Genomic DNA, 22,876 nt, shown 5'->3' on the forward strand with positions numbered 1-22,876 from the left:
AGAGCAAACCTGTTAAAGCCCTGTAAAATACTGCTAAAGTTTGTTAAAAAATCGACTCATCCCTTTATTTGTTTTATATTAAAAAAAACAGATGTGAAACAATACGCACCTTAAAAGAATTTATTGAAATTTAAAAATGATATTATGAAGTTCAAAAAGAAAATTTCAAACAAATTAAATGAATTATTAGTAAAAAACATTGATGCTGAAAAATATTATTCAAATGCCATTGATAATATAGGTGATGGTAGGTTGAAAATGCTTTTTAAGCGAAGAGTTACGGACAGAGGTGAATTTGCCAAAGAATTAAGAACAGAAATCTTGAGTTATGGTGAAATCCCTGAAGACTTAGGCAGCTTAAAAGAAACTTTCAATAGAAATTGGACAAGTTTAAAACTCTCGTTAACCTCCAATAACGAAGAGGCTGTTTTAGATGAAACAATTAAATTTGAAGAAACTGTTTTGAATGGCTATAATGAGCTTTTAAAAGATGAAGTATTGCCTCCAACTATTGATGCGTTATTATGTAAGCATAAAAATGCTATTCAAGCAGCAATTAATACCGAGAAATCATATAGAAAATTAGTGTCATAAGCATTTGATAATAGGTTAAGATGAGTAGGTCGTCTAAAAAGTCTGTTTAGAAGTGAATTGTCACATTGGAGCATTATCGGAAATGAAAATATATTTTTATTTGAAGATAAAAGCGCAGCTTGCGAAATGCATTGAAAATATAATTAATAGGGTTTTTGACTTTAGTTTATCTAGCGTAGTCGAAAGGCTCAAACTGACATTAAAGTTTACTTTTTACAATCTCTTTTTTATAGTTTTACCAGTCGCTCCATAATATCATGTAGCGAAATAATAGTAATGTCGTTTTTTATAGTAAAAGTGTCGCTGCCAGAATACACAATAAATTTTTCTTTTGGATTTAAATCGTCGCAAGCACTATGAAAGCCTTTGGATGGTTTTGGGGCAGAACTGCGTTTAATTTCAATGGCCCACAACTCGTTAAGGTCAAATTCTAAAATTAAATCTATTTCGGCACCGCCAGAGGTTCTGTAAAAATATGATTTGATATGGTTAGGTGTAAAAGTCCCTATTTGTCTTGGTCCAAGTATGGCAACGGAAGCGCTCTTTTCAAGAGCATTATTTGTTTTTCTTTCAAGTCTTCTCTTAATCATGTATGCAGATTTAACATGAAATATTCAATTTGCATACTTATGAACCATATTTTTTTGTTAAAAACTCTTCAAAACTTCTTTTTAAAAAAGTGTAAATTCTATGTATTTTTATACTCTTCGTTTTCGCACTAAACGAATCAATAAATTACCAAATAAACTTACTGAATGTACTTAATTTTCGATACCGAAACCACAGGATTACCAAAACGCTGGGATGCACCTATTACCGATACCGATAATTGGCCGCGGTGTATTCAAATCGCATGGCAATTGCACGATGCTATGGGGAATTGTATCGAACATCAGGATTATTTGGTACAGCCAGATGGTTTTAATATTCCTTATGATGCTGAAAAAATCCATGGTATTTCAACGGAATTAGCCCAAGATCAAGGGATTCCGCTAGCCGAAGTTTTGGAAAAATTTAATGAAGCGTTAAGTAAAGCTAAATTTGTTGTTGGGCAAAACGTAAAGTTCGACCTAAACATAATGGGTGCTGAATTTGTTCGCGGCGATGTGGCAAACCCACTTCAGGAATTACCAGTTTTAGATACATGTACTGAACATACCGCTAGTTTATGTCAAATTCCGGGTGGGCGTTATGGTAAATTTAAGTTGCCAACGCTTACCGAATTGCATGAGTTTTTATTTAGTATCCCTTTTGATGAAGCGCATAATGCCACTGCCGATGTGGAGGCGACCACACGTTGCTTTTTTGAATTGATTCGTTTGGGTGAGTACACGAAGGAACAATTAGACGTTCAGCCAGATTACTTTCAAAATTTTAATGAGGCCAATCCTAAAACGATTCAACTTATAGGATTAAAACATATTAATCTTAAGGAGGAAAGTGCTAAAATTCGTGAACGCCTTAAAAATGTTCAGGTTGAAACCATTTCTACCGAAGAGATTAAGCAAAATGTATCCGATTTAAAGGAAGTCGATTTTGTACATCTGCATAACCATTCGCAATTTTCGGTGCTGCAATCTACCATAAGCGTTACCGACTTGGTAGCTGCCGCTGCTGAATATAATATGCCCGCAGTCGCGTTAACAGACCACGCTAATATGATGGGCGCTTTTCACTTTGTGAAAGCCGTTAGCAATCATAATAGAAGTGTTAAAGCAAAAAATGAAGCAGCCATTGAAAAAGGTGAAACACCAAATGCTGTAGAGATAAAACCCATAATTGGCTGCGAATTTTTTGTTTGTGAAGACCATACAGATAAAACCAGAAAAGACAATGGCTACCAAATAGTATTCTTAGCTAAGAACAAAAATGGCTATCATAATTTAGCAAAATTATCGTCACTTGCTTTTGTTGACGGGTTTTATTATTTACCTCGAATTGATAAACAGCTTATTGAAAAATATAAGGAAGGTTTAATTGTCTTAACAGGGAATCTATACGGAGAAGTGCCAAGTAAGGTTTTAAATGTTGGTGAAAATCAAGCTGAAGAGGCGTTGCTTTGGTGGAAAGAACAGTTTGGAGATGACTTGTATATGGAGTTAATGCGGCATAATCAAGAAGACGAAAATCGTGTGAATCCTGTTTTAATTGAGCTTTCAAAAAAACATGATGTTAAATTAGTAGCAACAAATAACACTTACTATTGTAAAAAAGAAGACGCGAATGCACACGATATTTTATTATGTGTAAAAGATGGCGAAAAGCAGGCGACACCCATAGGTCGCGGACGTGGCTATCGTTATGGGTTGCCTAACCAAGATTATTATTTTAAGTCTTCCGAAGAGATGAAATCCCTCTTTAAGGATGTTCCCGAAGCGATAAGTAATGTCCAGGAAGTGGTTGATAAAGTAGAAGCTTATGAGTTGGCTCGTGAAGTTTTATTGCCAGCTTTTAATATTCCGGATGAATTTAAAAATGAAGAAGATTTAGTCGATGGGGGTAAACGTGGAGAAAATGCCTATTTACGCCATTTAACATATCAAGGTGCTAAAAAGCGCTATGGGGAAGATCTTTCAGATGAAGTCATAGAACGTTTGGATTTTGAACTCGATGTTATTCAAAATACTGGCTATCCAGGTTACTTTTTAATTGTAGAAGACTTTATACGTGAGGCTCGAAACATGGATGTGTCGGTAGGCCCAGGTCGTGGATCTGCAGCAGGTTCGGTAGTCGCATATTGCCTTTGGATAACCAATATAGACCCACTTAAATACGATTTGCTTTTTGAGCGTTTCTTAAATCCAGATCGTATTAGTATGCCCGATATTGACATAGATTTTGATGATGAAGGTCGAAGTCGCGTTATGGATTATGTTATCAAAAAATACGGTAGCAATCAAGTGGCGCAAATCATCACGTACGGAACAATGGCTGCAAAATCATCAATCAGGGACACGGCTCGTGTTTTGGATTTGCCACTTTTTGATGCCGATAGAATTGCGAAACTAATTCCAACCATGTCTAAGCTGAATAAAATTTTCGGTTTAAGTGAAAAAGAATTGAGCAGTAAGTTTCGTGCTGAAGATTTAGAAAAAGTCAATCAACTTTTAAACATTTCTGAAGGAAGTGATTTAGAGGCTGAAACCGTAAACTTGGCAAGGATACTTGAAGGGTCAGTTCGTAATACAGGGATCCATGCTTGTGGTGTCATTATTACCCCAGACGATATTACGAAATTCGTACCAGTTGCAACGGCTAAAGATTCCGATTTATATGTTACTCAATTTGATAACTCCGTAGTTGAGGAAGCGGGACTATTAAAGATGGATTTCTTGGGGTTGAAAACATTAACCTTAATAAAGGATACCGTTAAAATTGTAAAAGCAAAACACAATATTTTACTCGATCCCGATAACTTTCCGTTAGATGATGAAAAGACTTATGAGTTATTCCAAAGAGGTGAAACAGTTGGTGTGTTCCAATACGAGTCACCCGGTATGCAAAAGCATCTTAAAGAGTTAAAACCTACCGTTTTTGAAGATTTAATTGCGATGAATGCCTTGTACCGCCCGGGACCTATGGAATATATTCCAAGTTTTACCCGCAGAAAACATGGAGATGAGGCGATTGAGTACGATTTAGATGCTATGGAAGAATACCTAAAGGAAACTTATGGTATTACAGTATATCAAGAGCAGGTGATGTTGTTGTCCCAAAAACTAGCAGGATTTACAAAGGGTGAAGCCGATGTGCTAAGAAAAGCGATGGGTAAAAAGCAAATTGCGGTACTCGATAAAATGAAACCTAAGTTTGTGGAGCAAGCCAGTGCTAATGGCCACGATGCAAAAATACTCGAAAAAATCTGGAAAGACTGGGAAGCCTTTGCAAGTTATGCGTTCAACAAATCGCATTCCACCTGTTATGCGTGGATAGCCTACCAAACAGCGTATTTGAAGGCACATTACCCAGCTGAATATATGGCAGCGGTACTGTCTAATAATATGAACGACATCAAGCAAGTTACTTTCTTTATGGAGGAATGTAAGCGTATGAAATTGGATGTTCTTGGACCAGATGTGAATGAGTCTTTTTATAAATTTTCAGTAAACAAAGACAATGCGGTGCGTTTTGGAATGGGAGCCATAAAAGGTGTTGGTCATGGAGCCGTTATTACCATCGTTGATAATAGAAAAAAAGATGGTCCCTACAAATCTATTTTCGATTTTGCTAAACGTATCGATTTACGTGCTGCTAACAAAAAAGCGTTTGAAAATTTAGCTTTGGCAGGTGGTTTTGATGGGTTTAAAGAGACTCACCGAGCTCAATATTTTCATGATGATGGCGATGGTATTACTTTTTTGGAAAAAGCGATTCGTTATGGAAATAAACATCAAGAAAATGAAAATTCTGCTCAAGTGAGTTTATTTGGAGATGCTAGTGATGTACAAATTGCAGAACCGCAAGTGCCACCATGTGAAGAATGGGGAACCATGGAAAAATTAGCTCGTGAAAAGGAAGTAGTAGGTATTTATATTTCTGGACATCCTTTGGATGATTTTAAAATTGAAATGACCACATTTTGTAATGCAAGCCTAGCATTATTTAAAAACTTGGAAGCTTATGTGAATAGAGAGTTGGTTTTTGGAGGCGTGGTTACCGATGTGCAACACCGTGTTAGCAAGCAGGGAAAAGGATGGGCTATGTTTACTGTAGAAGATTATACCGATAGTTACGAGTTCCGCATTTTTGGTGAAGAATACTTGAAATTTAGGCACTTTTTAATGCAAAACAATTTTGTGTTTGTTAAGTCCTTTGTTCGAGAAGGATGGGTAAACAAAGATACAGGCAAGAAAAGCGAACCAAGACTGCAGTTTAATAGTTTCCAGTTGTTGCATGACGTTATGGAGAATTACGCCAAAAAGCTATCCATTCAACTTAATATTGACGATTTAAAGGAAGATAAAGTTTTAAAATTGAAAGAACTTTTGAAAATGCACCCAGGAAGCCAGATGCTCAATTTTGTGGTTTATGACAATAAAGAACAAATAAAGTTAAGCATGCCCAGTAGAAAACAAAAAGTAAAAGTTTGTCAAGAATTATTAAATGAATTAGAGTATGAAAATGTGGTATTTAAGTTGAACTAATTCCTGCAAATGCCAAAAAGGTACAACCGACCCTAGTTTTATGCACTTAAACATCTATGATAGTGCAAAACAATGTTAGTATAAAGAAAACAAATTGTTACCTTGTAAGCTTTAGTAAAAATTTTGACTAATTTTGTGTTGTTAAAATAGAATACGAATTTAAAGATAAATATTATGGCATTAGAAATAACAGATGCAACGTTTGAGGAAACAGTATTAAAAAGCAGTAAACCAGTATTGGTAGACTTTTGGGCTGCTTGGTGTGGACCATGTAGAATGGTTGGACCAATTATTGAACAAATAAGTGAAGAATATGAGGGGAAAGCAGTTGTTGGAAAGGTTGATGTAGATGCAAACCAAGAATTTGCTGCAAAATATGGCGTGCGTAATATACCTACGGTTTTGGTTTTTCAGAACGGCGAAGTAGTTGGACGACAAGTTGGTGTAGCGCCAAAAAACGCTTATACTGAGGCGATTGATTCGCTTTTGTAATAGATATAAAAAAGAAAACTAAAAAGGTTTGCCATAATGGTAAACCTTTTTTTATTTTAGAACTCGTTTAAACTTTTTTAATTGAAGCGAAAATTAGTTATTTTGTGTTCGATTGAAGGCTTTTTGGAGTTGCATAGCAGAGCTACGGAACGAAGAAAAGGCTAAGAGCGAGTGCAAAAGGACAATTTTTTAGACAATTGTGAAAAGTTTAGATGAGTTATAAGTTAAAAATTAAATAAAAATGAGTGATAAAATAAAAGTTCAAGATGTTATTGATAGGAAATTAATAGAGCAGCGAAAAGTGTTTTTATGGGGGCAAGTTGACGATGAGTCTGCAAAACATGTTATAGATAGATTACTATATTTAGATGCTTTAGAAACAAAAGATATCCATTTGTACGTAAACAGTCCTGGTGGTTATGTAACATCAGGTTTTGCAATTTACGATTGCATTAAATCCTTAAACAGCGAAGTATCTACCATTTGTACAGGCTTTGCGGCGTCTATGGGTTCTATAATTCTTTCGGCTGGACAAAAAGGAAAACGTTTTATACAACCACATGCACGTGTTATGATTCATCAACCAAGTGGTGGTGCGCGTGGTCCAGCCAGTGATATTGAAATTACAGCAAAGGAAATTATTTTAACTAAAGAGTTAAGTGCACAAATATTAGCCGATAATTGTGGTCAGACTTTTGAAAAAGTGATGAAAGATTTTAATAGGGATCATTGGATGGGAGCTCAAGAATCGGTTGAATATGGCATTGTTGATAAGGTATTATAATTAACGATTTACAATTTTAGATTTACGATTAAATGATTTCTCCCCTTTGGGGAGATTAAGAGGGGATGAATATACAAAACGAACTAAATAAAGCAGAAGGTTTTAAAAACCTCGAATTACTTGCAAAACAGGTAGTGGAGGGGTTTATTGCCGGTATGCATAAAAGTCCGTTTCATGGGTTTTCGGCAGAGTTTGCTGAACACAAAATTTACAACAAAGGCGAAAGCACACGTCATATAGATTGGAAGTTGTTTGCCAAAACCGAAAAACTTTATACCAAACGGTATGACGATGAAACTAATTTACGCTGTCATATCATTATAGATAATAGCAGTTCGATGCATTATCCTGAGGTGCATACATTTTCTATTGAAAATCTTAATAAAATTGCATTTTCGGTTTTGGCTGCCGCTTCATTAATGCAGATTTTAAAAAAGCAGCGGGATGCGGTTGGTTTAAGTATTTATAGCGATGCGTATGATTATTATGCGCCCGAAAAAGGAAGTGAGCGCCATCATCAAATGTTATTGAATCATTTAAGTGAAGCAGTTGTTTCAAAACCAAAAAATAAGCAAACGGAAACATATAAGTATTTGCATGAAATAGCAGAGAAAATTCATAAGCGTTCCATGATTTTTTTGTTTACAGATATGTTTCAAACAAGTGAAGGCGAAACCAAGTTGTTTGAAGCACTGCGGCATTTGAAATATAACAAGCATGAGGTAATTTTGTTTCATGTGTTTGATAAAGAGAAAGAATTGCAATTTGATTTCGATAACAAACCCAAACGCTTTATTGATGTTGAGACAGGAGAGTACATTAATTTATATGCCGATAGCATCAAAGAAAATTATAATCGTGCTGTGGGTACTTATTTTGATGCTTTAAAGCTTAAATGTCTGCAATACAAGATAAAATATGTGGAGGCAGATGTAAATAAAGATTTTAATAACATCTTGACAACATACATGGTAGAACGAAAAAAGTTTGTTTAGAAAAAATGTTGCAAAAAAAACTTGAAAAAAGATTTGACATATTAAAAAAGGCATGTATATTTGCAACCGCAATAAAGCAACGGTCTGGTAGTTCAGTTGGTTAGAATGTCGCCCTGTCACGGCGAAGGTCGCGGGTTCGAGTCCCGTCCAGACCGCTAAAATTGCTAAAAGCTCTAAGGGATTAGGGCTTTTTTTGGCACTTAAAAGAAGTTGTGTTGTTTGATAAGCACTAGATGTTTATCAAATTGTGGTTGAGATGCTGAACTGTTCCTGAAATAAATTCAGGACAAGCAGCACAAGCCAATGAGAAGCTTTCCTTTTTTCTTTACAGAAGATTGGGATGCTTTTTTGTTTTATATGGGTTTATTTTCCTCTTTAAGCCATTGTTGTGTCTATGCATAAATTAGAGTTAGTCTGAAAAGGAAGAACTCTACATTTTCAACCCCTGTATTAATCAATTTATTTAACCCAAACTTTATATTCTGGTAATCCTGTAGTTTTACTTTTGTAAGTTGAAACAAGGAACAATGTTAAGAACATTATTAATATTCTTTTTTATTGCAATACAAACTTTTGGACAGCAAATAAAGTTTAAAAACTTCACGACCAATGAAGGTCTGTCTAATAACTCAGTGATTGATATAGAAAACGATAAAGATGGTGGTTTATGGATTGCTACTTGGGATGGACTAAACTATTTTGATGGCTATAACTTTAAAGTTTATAAGCACAATATTAATAATCCAAAAACGATTTCCAGTAACTATATAATAAAATTAGAAAAGGATATCAATGACTTTATATGGCTAATTAGCAAAGAAGGTCATGTTAATAGGTATATTGGTAACGGTAATTTTGAGAGTTTTAAATTTAAATCGGCCCCAAAAGACATAAAAGTGTCACGGAAAGGAAACATTATAGTAGAAACCAATAATATCTATTATGAATATCTTGATGGTGTTTTTGAAGAAATACTCTATGAGACTTCAAAGATCGAAGATTACGAGGTTTTAAAACAAATAATATTGGCAAAGCACCCAAATCTTATTATAAACGATGTTTTAAAAGATAAGTTGGGTAATATTTGGTTTGCAACACGAAGACATGGACTTTACATAATCCCTAATAATACAGAGAATTTAAACAATAGTGACATAGACCACTATGCCCACGATCTTTACGCTCCTTACTCATTTAAAAGTAATGAGATAGAAAAACTTCATCAAGACGATTTCGGAAACATATGGTTAGGACAAAAAGATGGAGGTTTAAGCATGGCTTATAGTGGTTCAGAAAAAATTTTCTCTGTTACTCCACATCCCATTAAATATCCAAATTTACCCAATGAAACCATAAGAGCCATAACAAAAGATAATAATGGAAAAATTTGGTTAGGATATTATAACAAAGGGCTTTATTTCTATGATAGTGGAACGCGGTGTTTTCAAAAGTTTAAAGTAAAAGAAGTTACTTCAAATTCAGATTGGGGTCGAATAAGAACATTGTTTACAGCTAGCGATGGAACTATTTGGGCGGGTACATATGCAGGTATTCTACGTATTCATGGTGATAAATACGTTTGTTATGAGGCTAATAAAATAAAAGAATTGCCCAATAACAGAAACTATTCTATATATGAAGATGAAGATAATCAAATTTGGATTGCTTGTTGGGGAGGTTTAGCAAAATTCAATTTAGATAAAGAACGCTTTGAAATCTTTGCAGGACAAAATGTGTTAACCAATTACCATATTAGATGTGTAAAAAAAATAAGGGAGTTATTAGTATTGGCAACAGAAGAAAATGGTGTACTTATATTAAATTTGGTTAACGGTACTATAGAACGTGTTACAACTACCAACGGTATTTTAGGTAATAGCATTTACTCAGTTTGTATTGATGATGTTTCTAATAATTATTGGATTGCTTCGCTTGGAGGGGTGAGTGTTTTTAATACAGAAAGTAAAGTGATTAAAAATATTACTGAAGCTGATGGTCTTCCGAGCCACATGGTATATGGCCTTTTACAGAATGGCGACAAGGTTTGGATTAGCACTACTAAAGGTATTGCAGCAATAGATAAAGAAAATTTTACTGTTACGACATTTAATCCTAATGAAGGGTGGCAAGCCCCAGAGTTTTCAGAAGGGGCCTACTATCAAGATGCAAAAGGTGTATTGTTTTTTGGAGGTGTAAATGGCCTAAATTATTTTAACCCAAACAATATACAATTAAATCATCCAAAAGCTAAAATCAAATTGTTGGTGGATGGTAATGAAAATTACTCTCAGGTCATTAAAAAAAGTTTCAGGAACAATCAATTAAATTTAGAGGTTGTGCCTATTATATTCCCAAGAAAACATAAAAAGGATATTTATTATAAGCTGGAAGAAAGAGATAAAGACTGGTGTTTGTTGGATGGTACAAACAAGATAAAATATACAAATTTAGTTTCTGGAAATTATAATTTTCTTGTAAAAGAAGGTGAAAATGGCATGGCAAAACCTGCGCTTTTTTCATTGCATATTAAAAAGGCCTTTTACGAAACAGCCTTATTTTATGCACTACTGTCAGTTTTTATTCTAGTTGTTTCAATACTGTTTATTTTTTTTAAAAATAAAGTGGCCTTATCCCAACAACAAAATCTAGAAGCGGAAATCACATATCGTACCCGTGTTATTGAAAGCCAAAAAATAGAACTTCAAAAAGTCAATGAAAAACTGGACAAAAAGAACAATAAAATCCTAAAACAGAAAGAAAAGCTTCTCTTATTGCACAATAATCTTAAAAATGAAGATTTTGAAATAGAGAAATTTAAAACATTTGTCCTGTCGGAATTTCAAGAACCAATTTCCCAAATAATCAAAACCTCGTCAACATTAACAAAGGACGATGCGGAAGCACAGCGAAACTTAATTTATCAATCAGGAAAATTGGTAAATCTTATGGAGCAATGGAATTATCTGGATCATATAAAGCATATGGGGCCTATGAAAATATCGGTAATCAATCTATTTCCAATGTTAAAGACAGGTATCAATAAGCTGAAAAAATCTTTACAAGTTAATAAGGTTAATTTTAGTTTTGAAATAGGTAATTCACTTGGTTGGGTAGAAACAGATGTGTTACGTTTACGGTTATTGATACAATATTTTTTTAATGATATAAGTAAGTATTCAGAAGGGGGCAGCACTTTAAATATAAAAATAACCGATGAATTGAATTTTTTAGTAGTTCAGGTTGTATCCAATAGTTCCATTTTAAACAGCAATTGGCATAATATCTCCCATTATAGTCCTTATTTTAAAGCAGTAAAATCATTGCTACAGGATTTAAAAGGAGAGCTTATTGATGATATTTCCAATGAAAGATTCCAGGTTTCCTTACATATCCCGATCTTTGCTATTAATCCAAAAGTAAAGCTATCAGAAAGGATTTCATGGAAACATTTCAATCCCGAAATTGATTTGTCGTCCGAGCAGCAGCATATCTTGGTTTTTAGCGACGAGACAAACCATGTCGTAGCAAATCAAGTATTAGGGAATAATAATGAGTATAATCTAATTTTTGAAAGTACTGTCTCAAATTTGAATGCAGCTATAAACCAAATAAACATTAAGTTAATAGTTTTTTACCAGACCATTTTTTCAAAAGAATTAGTAGGTTTTTTTAACTCCAATAGGGAGTCTAAAAACATTATAATACCAATGGTTTACATTTCTGAGGATATTAACTATGAACTGCATGAACAATCCTTGGAATTTGGTATAGATACTCTTATTCAATTGCCTGCTAGTACATCCTTTATAAATAAAAAAATAGGGTCTTTGATTGATAGAAAGCAACACGTGGTTTTGGAGGAAAATAAATTTCAAAAGAAATTATTTCAGATTTTGACTGAAAAAGACCCAATAACAACTCCTGACGATAAATTACTGAAGACAAGTTTAGAGATTATTAAAAAAGAACTCCATAACCCTTCTTTTAATGTAGAAATGCTTGTGGAAGAACTAGGTGTGTCTAGAGTAAAATGTTATCGATTATTTAAAGAAGCATTCAAGCAATCACCGTCAGATATTATCATGTCCCTCCGGCTGCAAAAAGCAGAAGTTTTATTAAAAACCAAAAAACTAAACATTTCTGAGATTAGTTTTGAATGCGGTTATAACGATCCAAAGTATTTTGCCCGTTCTTTTAAAAAACATTTCGGCAAACCCCCCAAAGAGTTCAAAGAACAAATCTTTTAAAACCTCTGTTAACTCCAGATTTCTTCAATGTTAGCTAAATGTTAGTGTAACAAAAATACACCTGTATGTTGTTTTTTATGCACCAATTTGAATGATTTGTCCTCCTTTGGGAAACCAGATTACCCCTAGAAGCACATGGCATAAGGTACTTTTGGCATAACTAAAAAATTATGTTTAAATGAAAAAAATTTACTTTGTGTTAATTCTTGCATTAGGATGTATATCTTCTTCTTTTTCGCAAGTAACAGTATCGGGAAATGTTGTTTCTAATACTGACGGAATACCGGTTCCTGGTGTTTCCATTGTTTTAAAAGGACAACCAACAAAAGGAGTTTCTACAGACTTTGATGGAAACTTCACTATAAAATTAGATAGAGAAAATGGTGTTTTAGTTTTTTCTTTTTTAGGCTATGAAACCAAAGAAGTTCCTTATTCAGGAAATCAAAAATTAATGGTCTCTTTAAATGAAAAGGCTAGTACTTTAGATGAAGTGGTCATTGTGGGTTATGGTTCTCAAAAAAAATCAGATGTTACAGGATCTATAGGTTCTGTGAAAAGTGAAGGCTTTAATAAAGGAGTCGTATCAAATCCAGGACAACTTTTACAAGGTAAAGTTGCAGGTGTTAATGTATCGTCGGTTAGTGGTGAACCTGGGGCATCGCAAGATATTATTATTAGGGGGGTAGGTAGTTTGCGTACGGGTACAACACCACTTTATGTTGTAGATGGTTTTGCTCTTGATAATACGGATAACGGTGTTGCTTCAAACCCTTTAAACTTTATTAATCCTCAAGATATTGAAAGTATCGATATTCTTAAGGATGCATCTGCCGCTGCTATCTATGGAGCAAGAGCAGCAAATGGTGTGGTAGTAATTACTACCAAAAAAGGAAAAGTTGGGAGAACCCAAATAAATTTTTCTGTTTCTACTGCTTTCTCAACTATGGCAAATAAAGTAAATGTATTTAATGCAGATGAATTTCGCAAGCAAGTAGCCGCTATCGGAGGCACACTAATTGATGGAGGATCTAGTACAGATTGGCAAGATGAGCTGACCCGTACAGCTGTTTCAAAAAACATCAACTTTTCAATGAGTGGTGCTTCAGATCAATCTTCATATTTTGCTTCATTAAGTGCAGATGGTCAAGAAGGTATTTTTAGAAATAGTGATTTAAAACGCTATTCAGGGCGTTTAAACTTGACCCAAAAGGCACTTAATAATAAGTTTAAAGTAGAGTTTAATTTAACAGGTAGTAGAATTGAAAACAATAGGCCTAATTCGGGTTCTATAGTAAGTAATATGTTACAATTAAATCCTACTGACTCTGCTTATACGGATGGAAAACCGACAGTTATTTTAAGTAACGATGTTTTTAATCCTTTAATTAGTGAAGGTATTTACAGCGACTTAACTTACAACAACCGTATTTTAGCTAATATCTCTCCTTCTTTTGAAATAATTAAGGGATTAACCTATAAATTAAATTTAGGTGCCGATTATTCTTCTACTAATAGAGACGTGCAAACCATGCCATATTCTACAGACACGAATACAACCATAGGTTCATTAAACACAATAACTACTGAAAACAGTAATACTTTAGTTGAGAATACTTTAACGTATATTAAAAACATAGACAAGCACAGTTTTACATTCTTAGTGGGACAAACTTATCAAAAAACCAAAGTCATTCAAAAAAGCTTTAACCTATCTGGCTTTCCTGATAATGGTGTAGAGCCTAAACATCAAATTGAAACAGCAAGTGAACCAGTAACGCAGTCGGCTTATGCGACTGTAAATGAACTGCAATCGTTTTTTGGAAGATTAAATTATGGGTATGCAGACAAATATTTGTTAACAGCAACCATGCGTGCAGATGGATCATCAAAATTTGGTAAAAATAATAAATATGGTTATTTCCCTTCTGTGGCTCTTGGTTGGAATGTTATTAATGAAGATTTTATGAGTGAGTCACCATTCAGCAATTTGAAACTAAGAGCTAGTTGGGGGCAAACTGGTAACCAAGAAATCCCTTCTAAAATTACGCAAGCTAGTTACACTGAAAGCAATACAGGTAATGATACGTATCCGTTAGAGCCCAGCGCTACCGATTTAAGTGGTTATCCATATGGCTCAATCTATACGCGTTTAGCTAATCCAAATATACAATGGGAAGTTTCTACACAAACCAATATAGGTTTAGACTATGGGTTGATGAATGGTAAATTAACAGGGACTATAGAATACTTCAACAAAGTATCAGAAAATATTCTATTAGAGGTTACTCCAGTAGATCCCATCCAACCAACAGATAAATATTGGACAAACATTCCTAATATGGAAATAAAAAATTCGGGGATAGAAATAGCGTTAGATTATAGTAGCGACAGAAGTAAGGATTTTTCATTCAATATTGGAGGAAATATATCGTTGACCCAAAATAAAGTAGAAAATTCACCCTATAAAATATTAACTACAGGTGCTGCACAAGGTGCTGGACAAACAGGGGCTACTATCAATGGTATTCTAAATGGAGAATCCATAGGTTCCTATTATGTAAAGGAGTTTATTGGCATTGGAGATGATGGATTAAGTTTATATAAAGACCAAAATAATGATGGCCAAATACTGGATGACGACCGTATTGTAGCAGGTAGCGCATTACCAGATTATATTTATGCATTCTATATGAATTTTAAATATAATAATTTCGATCTAGGTTTAAATTTTAACGGTGTAGGGGGTAATAAAATTTATAACCACGTGGCCATGTCCTTATTCAATGTAGGAAGTCTTTCCCAATCATTTAATACAACCGATAGAGCCATTGAGTATTCAAACGAGAGTTTTTCCAACTCAAATATAGTATCAACTCGATATATTGAGGATGGTGATTTCTTAAGACTAAATAATGCCACTTTGGGATATAATTTAAAACCGGAGGCCATTGGACTTGGTAATTTAGTGAATAACATCCGTTTCTCTGTAACAGGTCAGAACTTATTTGTAATTACAAAGTATAATGGGTTTGATCCTGAAATAAACACAGGGAGCGCTATCGGTGGCATTCAAACTTTTGGAATCGATCACTTCAGTTATCCAAAGAGTAGAACCGTATTATTTGGTTTAAACGTAGCATTTTAATTTAAAATATTTTAAAGATGAAAAATAAAATAATATTTACAATTCTTAGTGCCAGTTTATTCTTAAACTGGAGCTGCACCAATTTAGAAGAAGAGGTGCTGGATGAATCCTTAACGGGGAGTGGGCAAGCAGAAGCTATAAGTGGAGCTATAGCTCCTGCGTATGGTCAAGTAGCATGGGTCTGGAGGCATACCAACTATTTTGGTTTACAGGAAATCCCTTCTGATGAAGTTATTTTACCTTATAGAGGAGGCACGGATTGGTATGATGGAGGTAAATTTTTGGAGGCACATATGCATAGCATTACAACAACGAACGATTTAGTGGGTAGTGCATGGAACGAGCTTACAAAAAATATTTCCAGAACATTATCTGCCATAGAGGTACTAACCCCTTTGGCTGAAAAAGGCAATTTAGAAGCCCAAGCATCGCTTTATGAGATGAAAGCCTTAAGAGCCTATTTAAACATGTTAGCATTAGATAGTTGGGGGCTTGCATTTAAAAAAGAATCATCTGCTGAAACATCTGAAATTCTTCGAGGACAAGACGCTGTCAACTATATTGAAAGTGAACTTTTGTTGGTTGTAGATGTCATAAATAAAGATCAAGGACCAGGTAGAATGACACAAGCGGCCGTTTGGGGCTTTTTGGCAAGACTGAACCTAAATGCTGCCGTTTATCGCGATCCATATGGCACGCCTAACTTCACAACAGAAGACATGGATAAGGTAATAACCTATACCGATAATATTATCAATTCAGGTAAATTCAATTTGTCTTCAGATTATTTTAGTTTATTCAATGATGACAACCATGAAAATTCTGAATTAATCTTTGCCTGCGACCAACGGGGTGTGTTGAAAAACGAGCACAGTCGATGGACCTATTGGTCATTACCAGGTTCTTTATATGGAAGACCAGAGTTTACTAGTTCAGATGGTACAGACGGTCCAGCAATTACACCGGATTTCTATCAAACTTGGGTAGATGCCTATGGAAGTGTGGATCCGGCAGATGCCGATTCCAGATTCTATCATAAAAATCAAAATATCCCAGCAAATTTAGAAGACTTAACAGGTGTTGACCCCAGTAATGATGAAGACCATTACTATTGTGCTACAGCTGAAGATTATGAATTTGATAGAGGCATTATTCGTGGAATAATATGGGGACCAAGAAAAGATTCGAATGGCGCATTTTATAGATGTGATAATGGTGATTATAGAATTTATCCTGTCATACAAACCAAAGGAAATGGGCCTGATAAAAATGTTGCATATGTAGACCTCACTTTGCAAGTTGATTTTACTAATGAGGGCAGATTGCACCATGCAGGTTACCGTGTGTCAAAATATCAATTTAGCCGTACGTCTGAAAATGCAAATAATTATAGTAGTATCGATATAGTGCTATTGCGCTATGCAGAAATTTACATGATGCGTGCTGAAGCAAAATTAAGAAAAGGAGACAGTGCAGCAGCTTTGGCCGATGTAAACACAGTTAGAACGTCTAGAACAGCTTATGCGCCAATTCCAGTAGCGCTTTCTTCTATCGATTTAGATATTATGTATCGTGAACTTGGTTTTGAATTTTATTGGGAAGGTTTAAGAAGAACGAATCAAATCCGTTTTGGTCATTATGAAGATTCCTGGACCGAAAAATCGGATAACGATGCAAACCATAGATTATTCCCAATTCCTCAGACCGCAATTGATGGAGCTTCTAACACTCTAGGTTATTTGGAACAAAATAGAGGATATTAAAATAAAGTTTGATTGTTTAGTTTTTGAGTTAGTTTTTAAGGGAGCTATAAAGGCTCCCTTTTTTTAATCATTAATTTTAAAATAATTAATAACATGTTAAAAATTAAATATTTAATTGTATCTAGTTTGTTTTTTGTTGGGTGTTCTGAAAATTCCAAACAAAGGAAAATGGAAACAGAAGAGGAAGAAAAAGACTCTATAAGTATTATTTTTATGATTGGAGATGGTATGGGGCTTCCTCAAATAACCACTGCTTTTTATTTTGGAGAAGGCATTCCAAATTTCCAGAAATTTCAACACATCGGCTTAATAAAAACCTCTAGTACAAGTCATGAGGTAACAGATTCGGCTGCTGGTGCCACTGCTTTTTCTACTGGAGAGAAAACCTATAATAGAGCTATTGGCGTCTCAAAAGACAGTATGCCACAAAAAACCATTTTGGAACAGCTTCAAGAAAAAGGTTATCAAACAGGACTGATTAGCTTAACCAGTATTACACACGCTACTCCAGCAGCATTTTATGCGCATGTAAAAGATAGGGACATGCATGAAGCCATTGCCGAGCAATTTATTAATGCCAAAATAGACTTTGTTGCCGGAGGAGGGCGAAAGTTTTTTAATAGTCGTGCTGATGGCAAAGACCTTTTCTCAAATTTACTCGATAATAATTATCATTTAGACACTATAGAGCTTTCAAAAACGGTTTCCAATAAACCTAATGCCTATATTTTAGCCGATGATGGATTGCCTGCTATAATTCAAGGAAGAAAGGATTTTTTAAATGAAGCTACATCTATGGCTCTTGATTATTTTGATGAAAAGAACAAGCCTTTTTTCATGATGGTAGAAGGCTCTTTTATAGATTGGGGAGGTCATGCCGAAAATGCAGACATGTTGATAACTGAGGTTGCAGATTTTGATAAAACGCTAGGAACTGTATTAAAATACGTGGAAAATCACCCAAACACGTTACTTGTAGTAACTGCGGACCATGAAACAGGAGGTGTAAGTATAGGAAAGTTTTATGAAACAAATAAATCTACTGGAGAGAAAAAAGAAATCCCTGAAAAAGTAGCGGTGTATTTTAACTATGATCAGCACACTGCAGAGTTGATCCCTGTTTTTGCCAAAGGCAAAGGATCTGAAATATTTCAAGGAATTTATGAAAATAACATGATTTATCACAAAATATTTAAAGCCTTAAATAACGAATAAAACCAAAATGACATTAACAAAACCTTTTTTCTTTGCCTTAATATGTATTGTTATAAATAACAATCTATTAAGTGCCCAAAACGGCCCATATATACATTCACATAACGATTATAATCAAGAAGTTCCTTTTTGGGATGCTTATGCAAATGGAGCAAATTCAATAGAAGTGGATGTTTTTCTAAAAGATAACAATCTATACGTCACCCATAATGAAGAAGATATTGTTTTAACGAAGACATTGGAATCTTTGTACCTAAAGCCTTTAGAGATAGTTTTGAGAATGGCATATAAAAAGCACCAAAAATTATTTTTATTAATAGATATAAAGTCTGGTGCTGTTGCAACTTTAGATAAACTTATTGACACGTTAAAAAAGTTCCCAACAATAATTGATAATCCGAACATTAAAATAATTATTTCCGGAAATAGGCCCAAACCAGATACTTATTTAAAATACCCACGTTTTATTTTCTTTGATTATCAAGAATTAGGAAAGGTAATGCCCCAAGAATATTGGGAAAAAGTGGCTATGGTAAGTTTGGATTTTAGCAAATTTTCAAACTGGAATGGCAAAGGGCGATTGACACACGATGATTATAACCGTGTCATGGATGTCATTAACAAAGCAAAAGCAACAAAAAAGCCATGTCGCTTTTGGGGAACTCCAGATTCCAAAAGTGCATGGAAAGCATTTTCAGATATGGGAGTGGATATTATAAATACCGATGAGCCATACAAATGTGTCAGGTATATCAACTCGCTTCAAGATAGGGTTATATCAGCTACTACTTTTTCTAAAGTCTATACACCTAGTTTTAAAACAGACCAAAAGCAATTTCCAGTTAAAAACGTTATCCTATTAATTGGAGATGGTAATGGCTTGTCCCAAATATCTTCCGCAGTTCTTGCAAATAATGGTGAATTGTCTTTAACGCAACTAAAAAGTCTGGGTTTAATAAAGACCCAATCAGCAGATGACTTTACAACAGATTCAGCAGCAGCAGGTACTGCTTTAGCAACAGGAGAAAAAACAAATAACAGAGCTATTGGAACAGATAAAGAAGGAGTATCTATTGAAAATATTACTGAAATCTTACAAAAAAGAGGGTTTTCGACAGGATGTATAACAACAGATGAAATCACTGGGGCAACTCCATCAGCTTTTTATGCCCATGCCAAAGACCGTTCAGAAACTAAGATTATTTCTGAGGATTTGATAAATAGTGAGTTGAATTTATTTGTGGGAGGAGGAGCGTCAAATTTTAAATATCCACTTTTAAGTGAACATTTTAAATTATTGCCATCCGTTAATGACATAAATGTATCAAGTGAACATAGGATAGGCGTTTTCATTTCTGATGGAGGCGTACCTTCGGTTTTGGATGGCAGAGGTGATTTATTGGCTACTGCTACAAAAGTAGGTCTCGAATTTTTAAAGAAAAAAAACAAACCATTTTTTCTTATGGTTGAAGCAGCACAAATTGACAGTTTTGGACATGCAAACAATACTGCGGGTATAGTTGCAGAAACTATAGATTTCGATAAAGCAATAACCGAAGCTTTAAAGTTTGCCGATATAAATGGTGAAACTTTGGTAATCATTACTGCAGACCATGAAACATCGGGGTTTAGTATTCCTCAAGGAAATATTGAAAACCATAGCATTGAAGGAGATTTTATATCCCACGATCACACAGGAACCATGGTGCCTTTGTTTGCCTATGGTCCTCAGTCACAAGAATTTCAAGGAGTATATGAGAATAATGAGGTGTTTTTTAAAATACTTAGGGTCTTAAAATAAAAGTATTTAAAAATGAAATATGTAATTATTAGTATCGTATTATTCTTTATTGGGGATTTATATGCACAAAGTCAAGTAATAAAAGGCATTGTTTTTTTAGACACCAATGAAAATGGTATTTTTGATGGAGGAGAAGCCACACTTCAAAACATACCTATTAGTAATGGCAGAGATATAGTTCTTTCTAATGCTAAGGGAGCATATTCGATAGAATATGTAAAAGGAAATCTTATTTTTTTATTGAAACCTTCAGGATATATTTCTAAAACAAATAAAAATAATATAGTACAAAGCTATTTTAATCCACAAAAATTAGGAACAAGTACAAACATTGATTTCCCTCTATATGAGCATCCTGAAAATGACAAGGTAAAAGTAGCTCTTTTGGGCGATGTTCAGGTTGATGTTATGGACGATGTTTATCATGTAGGAAAGTTGGTCGCTGAAGAACTTATCGGGAACAAACCAGATTTTATTATTCCATTAGGCGATCTGTCTTTTGATAATTTAGAAATATTTAATCCGTTATCGCAAGTACTTGGCTTAATTGGAACACCTGTTTTTTATGTAATTGGCAACCATGATTTGAATTTTAAGGGGACAGAATTTAGAGATAGGGATTTAAGCTTCGAGACTATATTTGGACCGTCATATTATGCTTTTGAATACGGGAAGAATTTGTTCTTGGTGCTAAATGATATTTATCCGCTATCAAATGGTAAATATACAGGCAAAATAGATGAAGACCAGTTAAAATTCATAAAAAATTTGGTTGCCATTAAACAGCAAGCTTATGAATCAATAAACTTAGCAATGCATATTCCTCTAGAAGAATTGGAAAATAAAGAGGAGCTAATTGCTTTGCTCCAGCCTTTTAAACATGTATTTATGGCATGCGGGCATACCCACACCCAATATCATAATTATTTTAAAAGAGATTCACTACCGGATATACATGAGCTAGTATGTGGAGCTGTTTGCGGGGCTTGGTGGCAAGGAGCCCATGACATTAGGGGTATTCCCTTTTCAATGATGAATGACGGCACTCTTAAAGGATATTGGTTGGTGGATATTGAAGATGAAGCCCATACTTTTAATTATAAAGTATCTGGTTTAGACAGTAGTAAGCAAATAAATATTTGGATTCCAGAAGTAAACGAATGGGACGATGCTTTAAACGATCTTAACGAACCTTATGTATATGCCAATGTATTTGCTGGAGATGAAAATACGAATGTTCAGATTTCGTTTGACAGTGGATTGTATCTACCCATGGAAAAATATTTAGGGATTGCCCCAGAGTTAAAACATTTTTATAAACTGCAAGAATTAGGTAGGTATCAAGGACAGAAATTGAGTAAAAATCCCCTGCCAAAAACGTTGAGCCATCACTTGTGGCGTATCAAAATACCAGATAGTCTAGGCAAAGGGGCGCATAGCATCAATGTGAAAGCGAGCAATAACAAATTGTTTTTAAATGTAAGAGGCAATAGAGTCCTTTGGATTTAATAAAAATTAGGTTAATACACAATAATACTTTAAGAGAACTGAGTCGAAATTAATCGATATATATAGGTCAGTAATATCATTAACTATATTTTCCTGCTGAAAGTTATTTTGACATTATTAAAGTCATATAAAAGTTCACAAATCGTCAACATTAGTTTGTGAAATGTAGTGAGCATCAGGTTTTATATGGCCTAAAAGTATAAGGTTCGGATTCCGTCCAGACCGCTAAAATTGCTAAAAGCTCTAAGGGATTAGGGCTTTTTTTGGCACTTTAAAGAAGTTGTGTTGTTTGATAAGCACTAGATGTTTATCAAATTGTGGTTGGGATGCTGAACTGTTCCTGAAATAAATTCAGGACAAGCAGCACAAGCCAATGAGAAGCTTTCCTTTTTTCTTTACAGAAGATTGGGATGCTTTTTTGTTTTATATGGGTTGTAGCTTATACTAATTGTGAAATTCCAAAAGCGTTATGGGAAATAATAGATTATAAAAAAGTTCGACACCTAAACCAAAATCAAAATATAATCGTACATTAGATTGTATTAACCCAAATCATAACCCCATGAAATATCTATTTTTATTCATCTTTACATTCAATTTTTATTTAGTTTCAGCTCAGATATCCTTTAATACTGGAAATGTACAGTTAGATGCTGATCTCAATATAATAAACACGCATGCTCGTACAGATTTAAGTGCTTTTAGAACAGACATGAGATTATCTTATAATGTCTCAGAAAAGAAACTTGATTATATGAGTACCAATTTACACATGGCTTTCGGCGAAATATATTTATCCTTAGAAATTTCTAGGATAGCAAAGGTTCCTTTGGATGAAGTTTTAATTGTTTATAAAAAACATAAATCTAAGGGTTGGGGAGTTATAGCTAAACAACTTGGCATAAAACCTGGTTCTGCAGAGTTTCACCAGTTAAAAAATAGCACCAGTACAAGAAAAGGTAAAAAAAGCCAAGGGAAAAAAAATAAGAATAAGTAAACGAGAATTAGTTGTATTATGTTTGGAGGGTTTGAAAACCTTTAAAATATAGTAAAATCAAACATTTTCAATTGTATCTAATGGAAAGCTTTCCTTTTTTTATAAAAGATTGGGATGCTTTTTGTTTTAGGCTTTTCCATATATAATGGATTAAGTTAATACCTATTTGTATAGTTGTTTAAATAGTCTC

General features: G+C 34.2%; 13 protein-coding genes and 1 tRNA gene. 13 read left to right on the top strand and 1 reads right to left on the bottom strand.

Translation table 11 applies throughout. The annotated features are described in order from the left end of the window. The first annotated feature begins 144 nt into the window (after window positions 1-144). A complete protein-coding gene (locus ACGLWY_RS12335) occupies window positions 145-594 on the top strand; it encodes a PA2169 family four-helix-bundle protein (protein ID WP_396619977.1) in 450 nt (149 codons plus the stop codon). Between the two features lie 227 nt (window positions 595-821). Here the strand turns inward: ACGLWY_RS12335 and ACGLWY_RS12340 are convergent, their stop codons facing one another. Further along, on the bottom strand, window positions 822-1,184 hold the full coding sequence (locus ACGLWY_RS12340) for a hypothetical protein (protein ID WP_396619978.1): 363 nt from the start codon (window positions 1,182-1,184) through the stop codon (window positions 822-824). Between the two features lie 165 nt (window positions 1,185-1,349). Between ACGLWY_RS12340 and dnaE the strand changes: the two genes are divergently transcribed. From dnaE to ACGLWY_RS12400, 12 genes are all read left to right on the top strand, one after another. Beyond that, window positions 1,350-5,738 (top strand): DNA polymerase III subunit alpha, encoded by a 4,389-nt coding sequence (gene dnaE / locus ACGLWY_RS12345; RefSeq protein WP_396619979.1) that lies wholly within the window; start codon window positions 1,350-1,352, stop codon window positions 5,736-5,738. 174 nt (window positions 5,739-5,912) lie between these two features. After that, window positions 5,913-6,230 carry a thioredoxin gene (gene trxA / locus ACGLWY_RS12350; protein WP_117173187.1) on the top strand — a complete coding sequence of 106 codons (318 nt, stop codon included), beginning with the start codon at window positions 5,913-5,915 and terminating at the stop codon, window positions 6,228-6,230. A 241-nt stretch (window positions 6,231-6,471) separates the two neighbouring features. Further along, on the top strand, window positions 6,472-7,014 hold the full coding sequence (locus ACGLWY_RS12355) for a ClpP family protease (protein WP_396619980.1): 543 nt from the start codon (window positions 6,472-6,474) through the stop codon (window positions 7,012-7,014). Between the two features lie 65 nt (window positions 7,015-7,079). Next, complete coding sequence (locus tag ACGLWY_RS12360; protein ID WP_396619981.1) at window positions 7,080-8,009, top strand: DUF58 domain-containing protein; 930 nt, start codon at window positions 7,080-7,082, stop codon at window positions 8,007-8,009. Between the two features lie 81 nt (window positions 8,010-8,090). Further along, window positions 8,091-8,164, top strand: a tRNA-Asp gene (locus tag ACGLWY_RS12365). 372 nt (window positions 8,165-8,536) lie between these two features. After that, window positions 8,537-12,256: a two-component regulator propeller domain-containing protein gene (locus ACGLWY_RS12370; protein ID WP_396619982.1), complete on the top strand. Its 3,720-nt coding sequence runs from the start codon at window positions 8,537-8,539 to the stop codon at window positions 12,254-12,256. Window positions 12,257-12,434: 178 nt separating this feature from the next. Then, the gene (locus ACGLWY_RS12375) at window positions 12,435-15,401 is read left to right on the top strand and encodes a SusC/RagA family TonB-linked outer membrane protein (protein ID WP_396619983.1); all 2,967 of its coding nucleotides are present in this window, start codon (window positions 12,435-12,437) and stop codon (window positions 15,399-15,401) included. Between the two features lie 17 nt (window positions 15,402-15,418). Next, a complete protein-coding gene (locus ACGLWY_RS12380) occupies window positions 15,419-17,164 on the top strand; it encodes a RagB/SusD family nutrient uptake outer membrane protein (RefSeq protein ID WP_396619984.1) in 1,746 nt (581 codons plus the stop codon). Between the two features lie 168 nt (window positions 17,165-17,332). Further along, on the top strand, window positions 17,333-18,379 hold the full coding sequence (locus tag ACGLWY_RS12385) for an alkaline phosphatase (RefSeq protein WP_396619985.1): 1,047 nt from the start codon (window positions 17,333-17,335) through the stop codon (window positions 18,377-18,379). A gap of 7 nt (window positions 18,380-18,386) precedes the next feature. Further along, window positions 18,387-20,180 (top strand): alkaline phosphatase, encoded by a 1,794-nt coding sequence (locus ACGLWY_RS12390; RefSeq protein ID WP_396619986.1) that lies wholly within the window; start codon window positions 18,387-18,389, stop codon window positions 20,178-20,180. Window positions 20,181-20,192: 12 nt separating this feature from the next. After that, a complete protein-coding gene (locus tag ACGLWY_RS12395) occupies window positions 20,193-21,689 on the top strand; it encodes a calcineurin-like phosphoesterase C-terminal domain-containing protein (protein ID WP_396619987.1) in 1,497 nt (498 codons plus the stop codon). Window positions 21,690-22,251: 562 nt separating this feature from the next. Continuing rightward, window positions 22,252-22,686 carry a hypothetical protein gene (locus tag ACGLWY_RS12400; RefSeq protein ID WP_396619988.1) on the top strand — a complete coding sequence of 145 codons (435 nt, stop codon included), beginning with the start codon at window positions 22,252-22,254 and terminating at the stop codon, window positions 22,684-22,686. The last annotated feature ends 190 nt before the right edge of the window (window positions 22,687-22,876 follow it).

This window comes from Mariniflexile sp. HMF6888 (genome assembly GCF_044335535.1).
In the GTDB taxonomy this organism is placed as follows: Bacteria; Bacteroidota; Bacteroidia; order Flavobacteriales; family Flavobacteriaceae; genus Mariniflexile.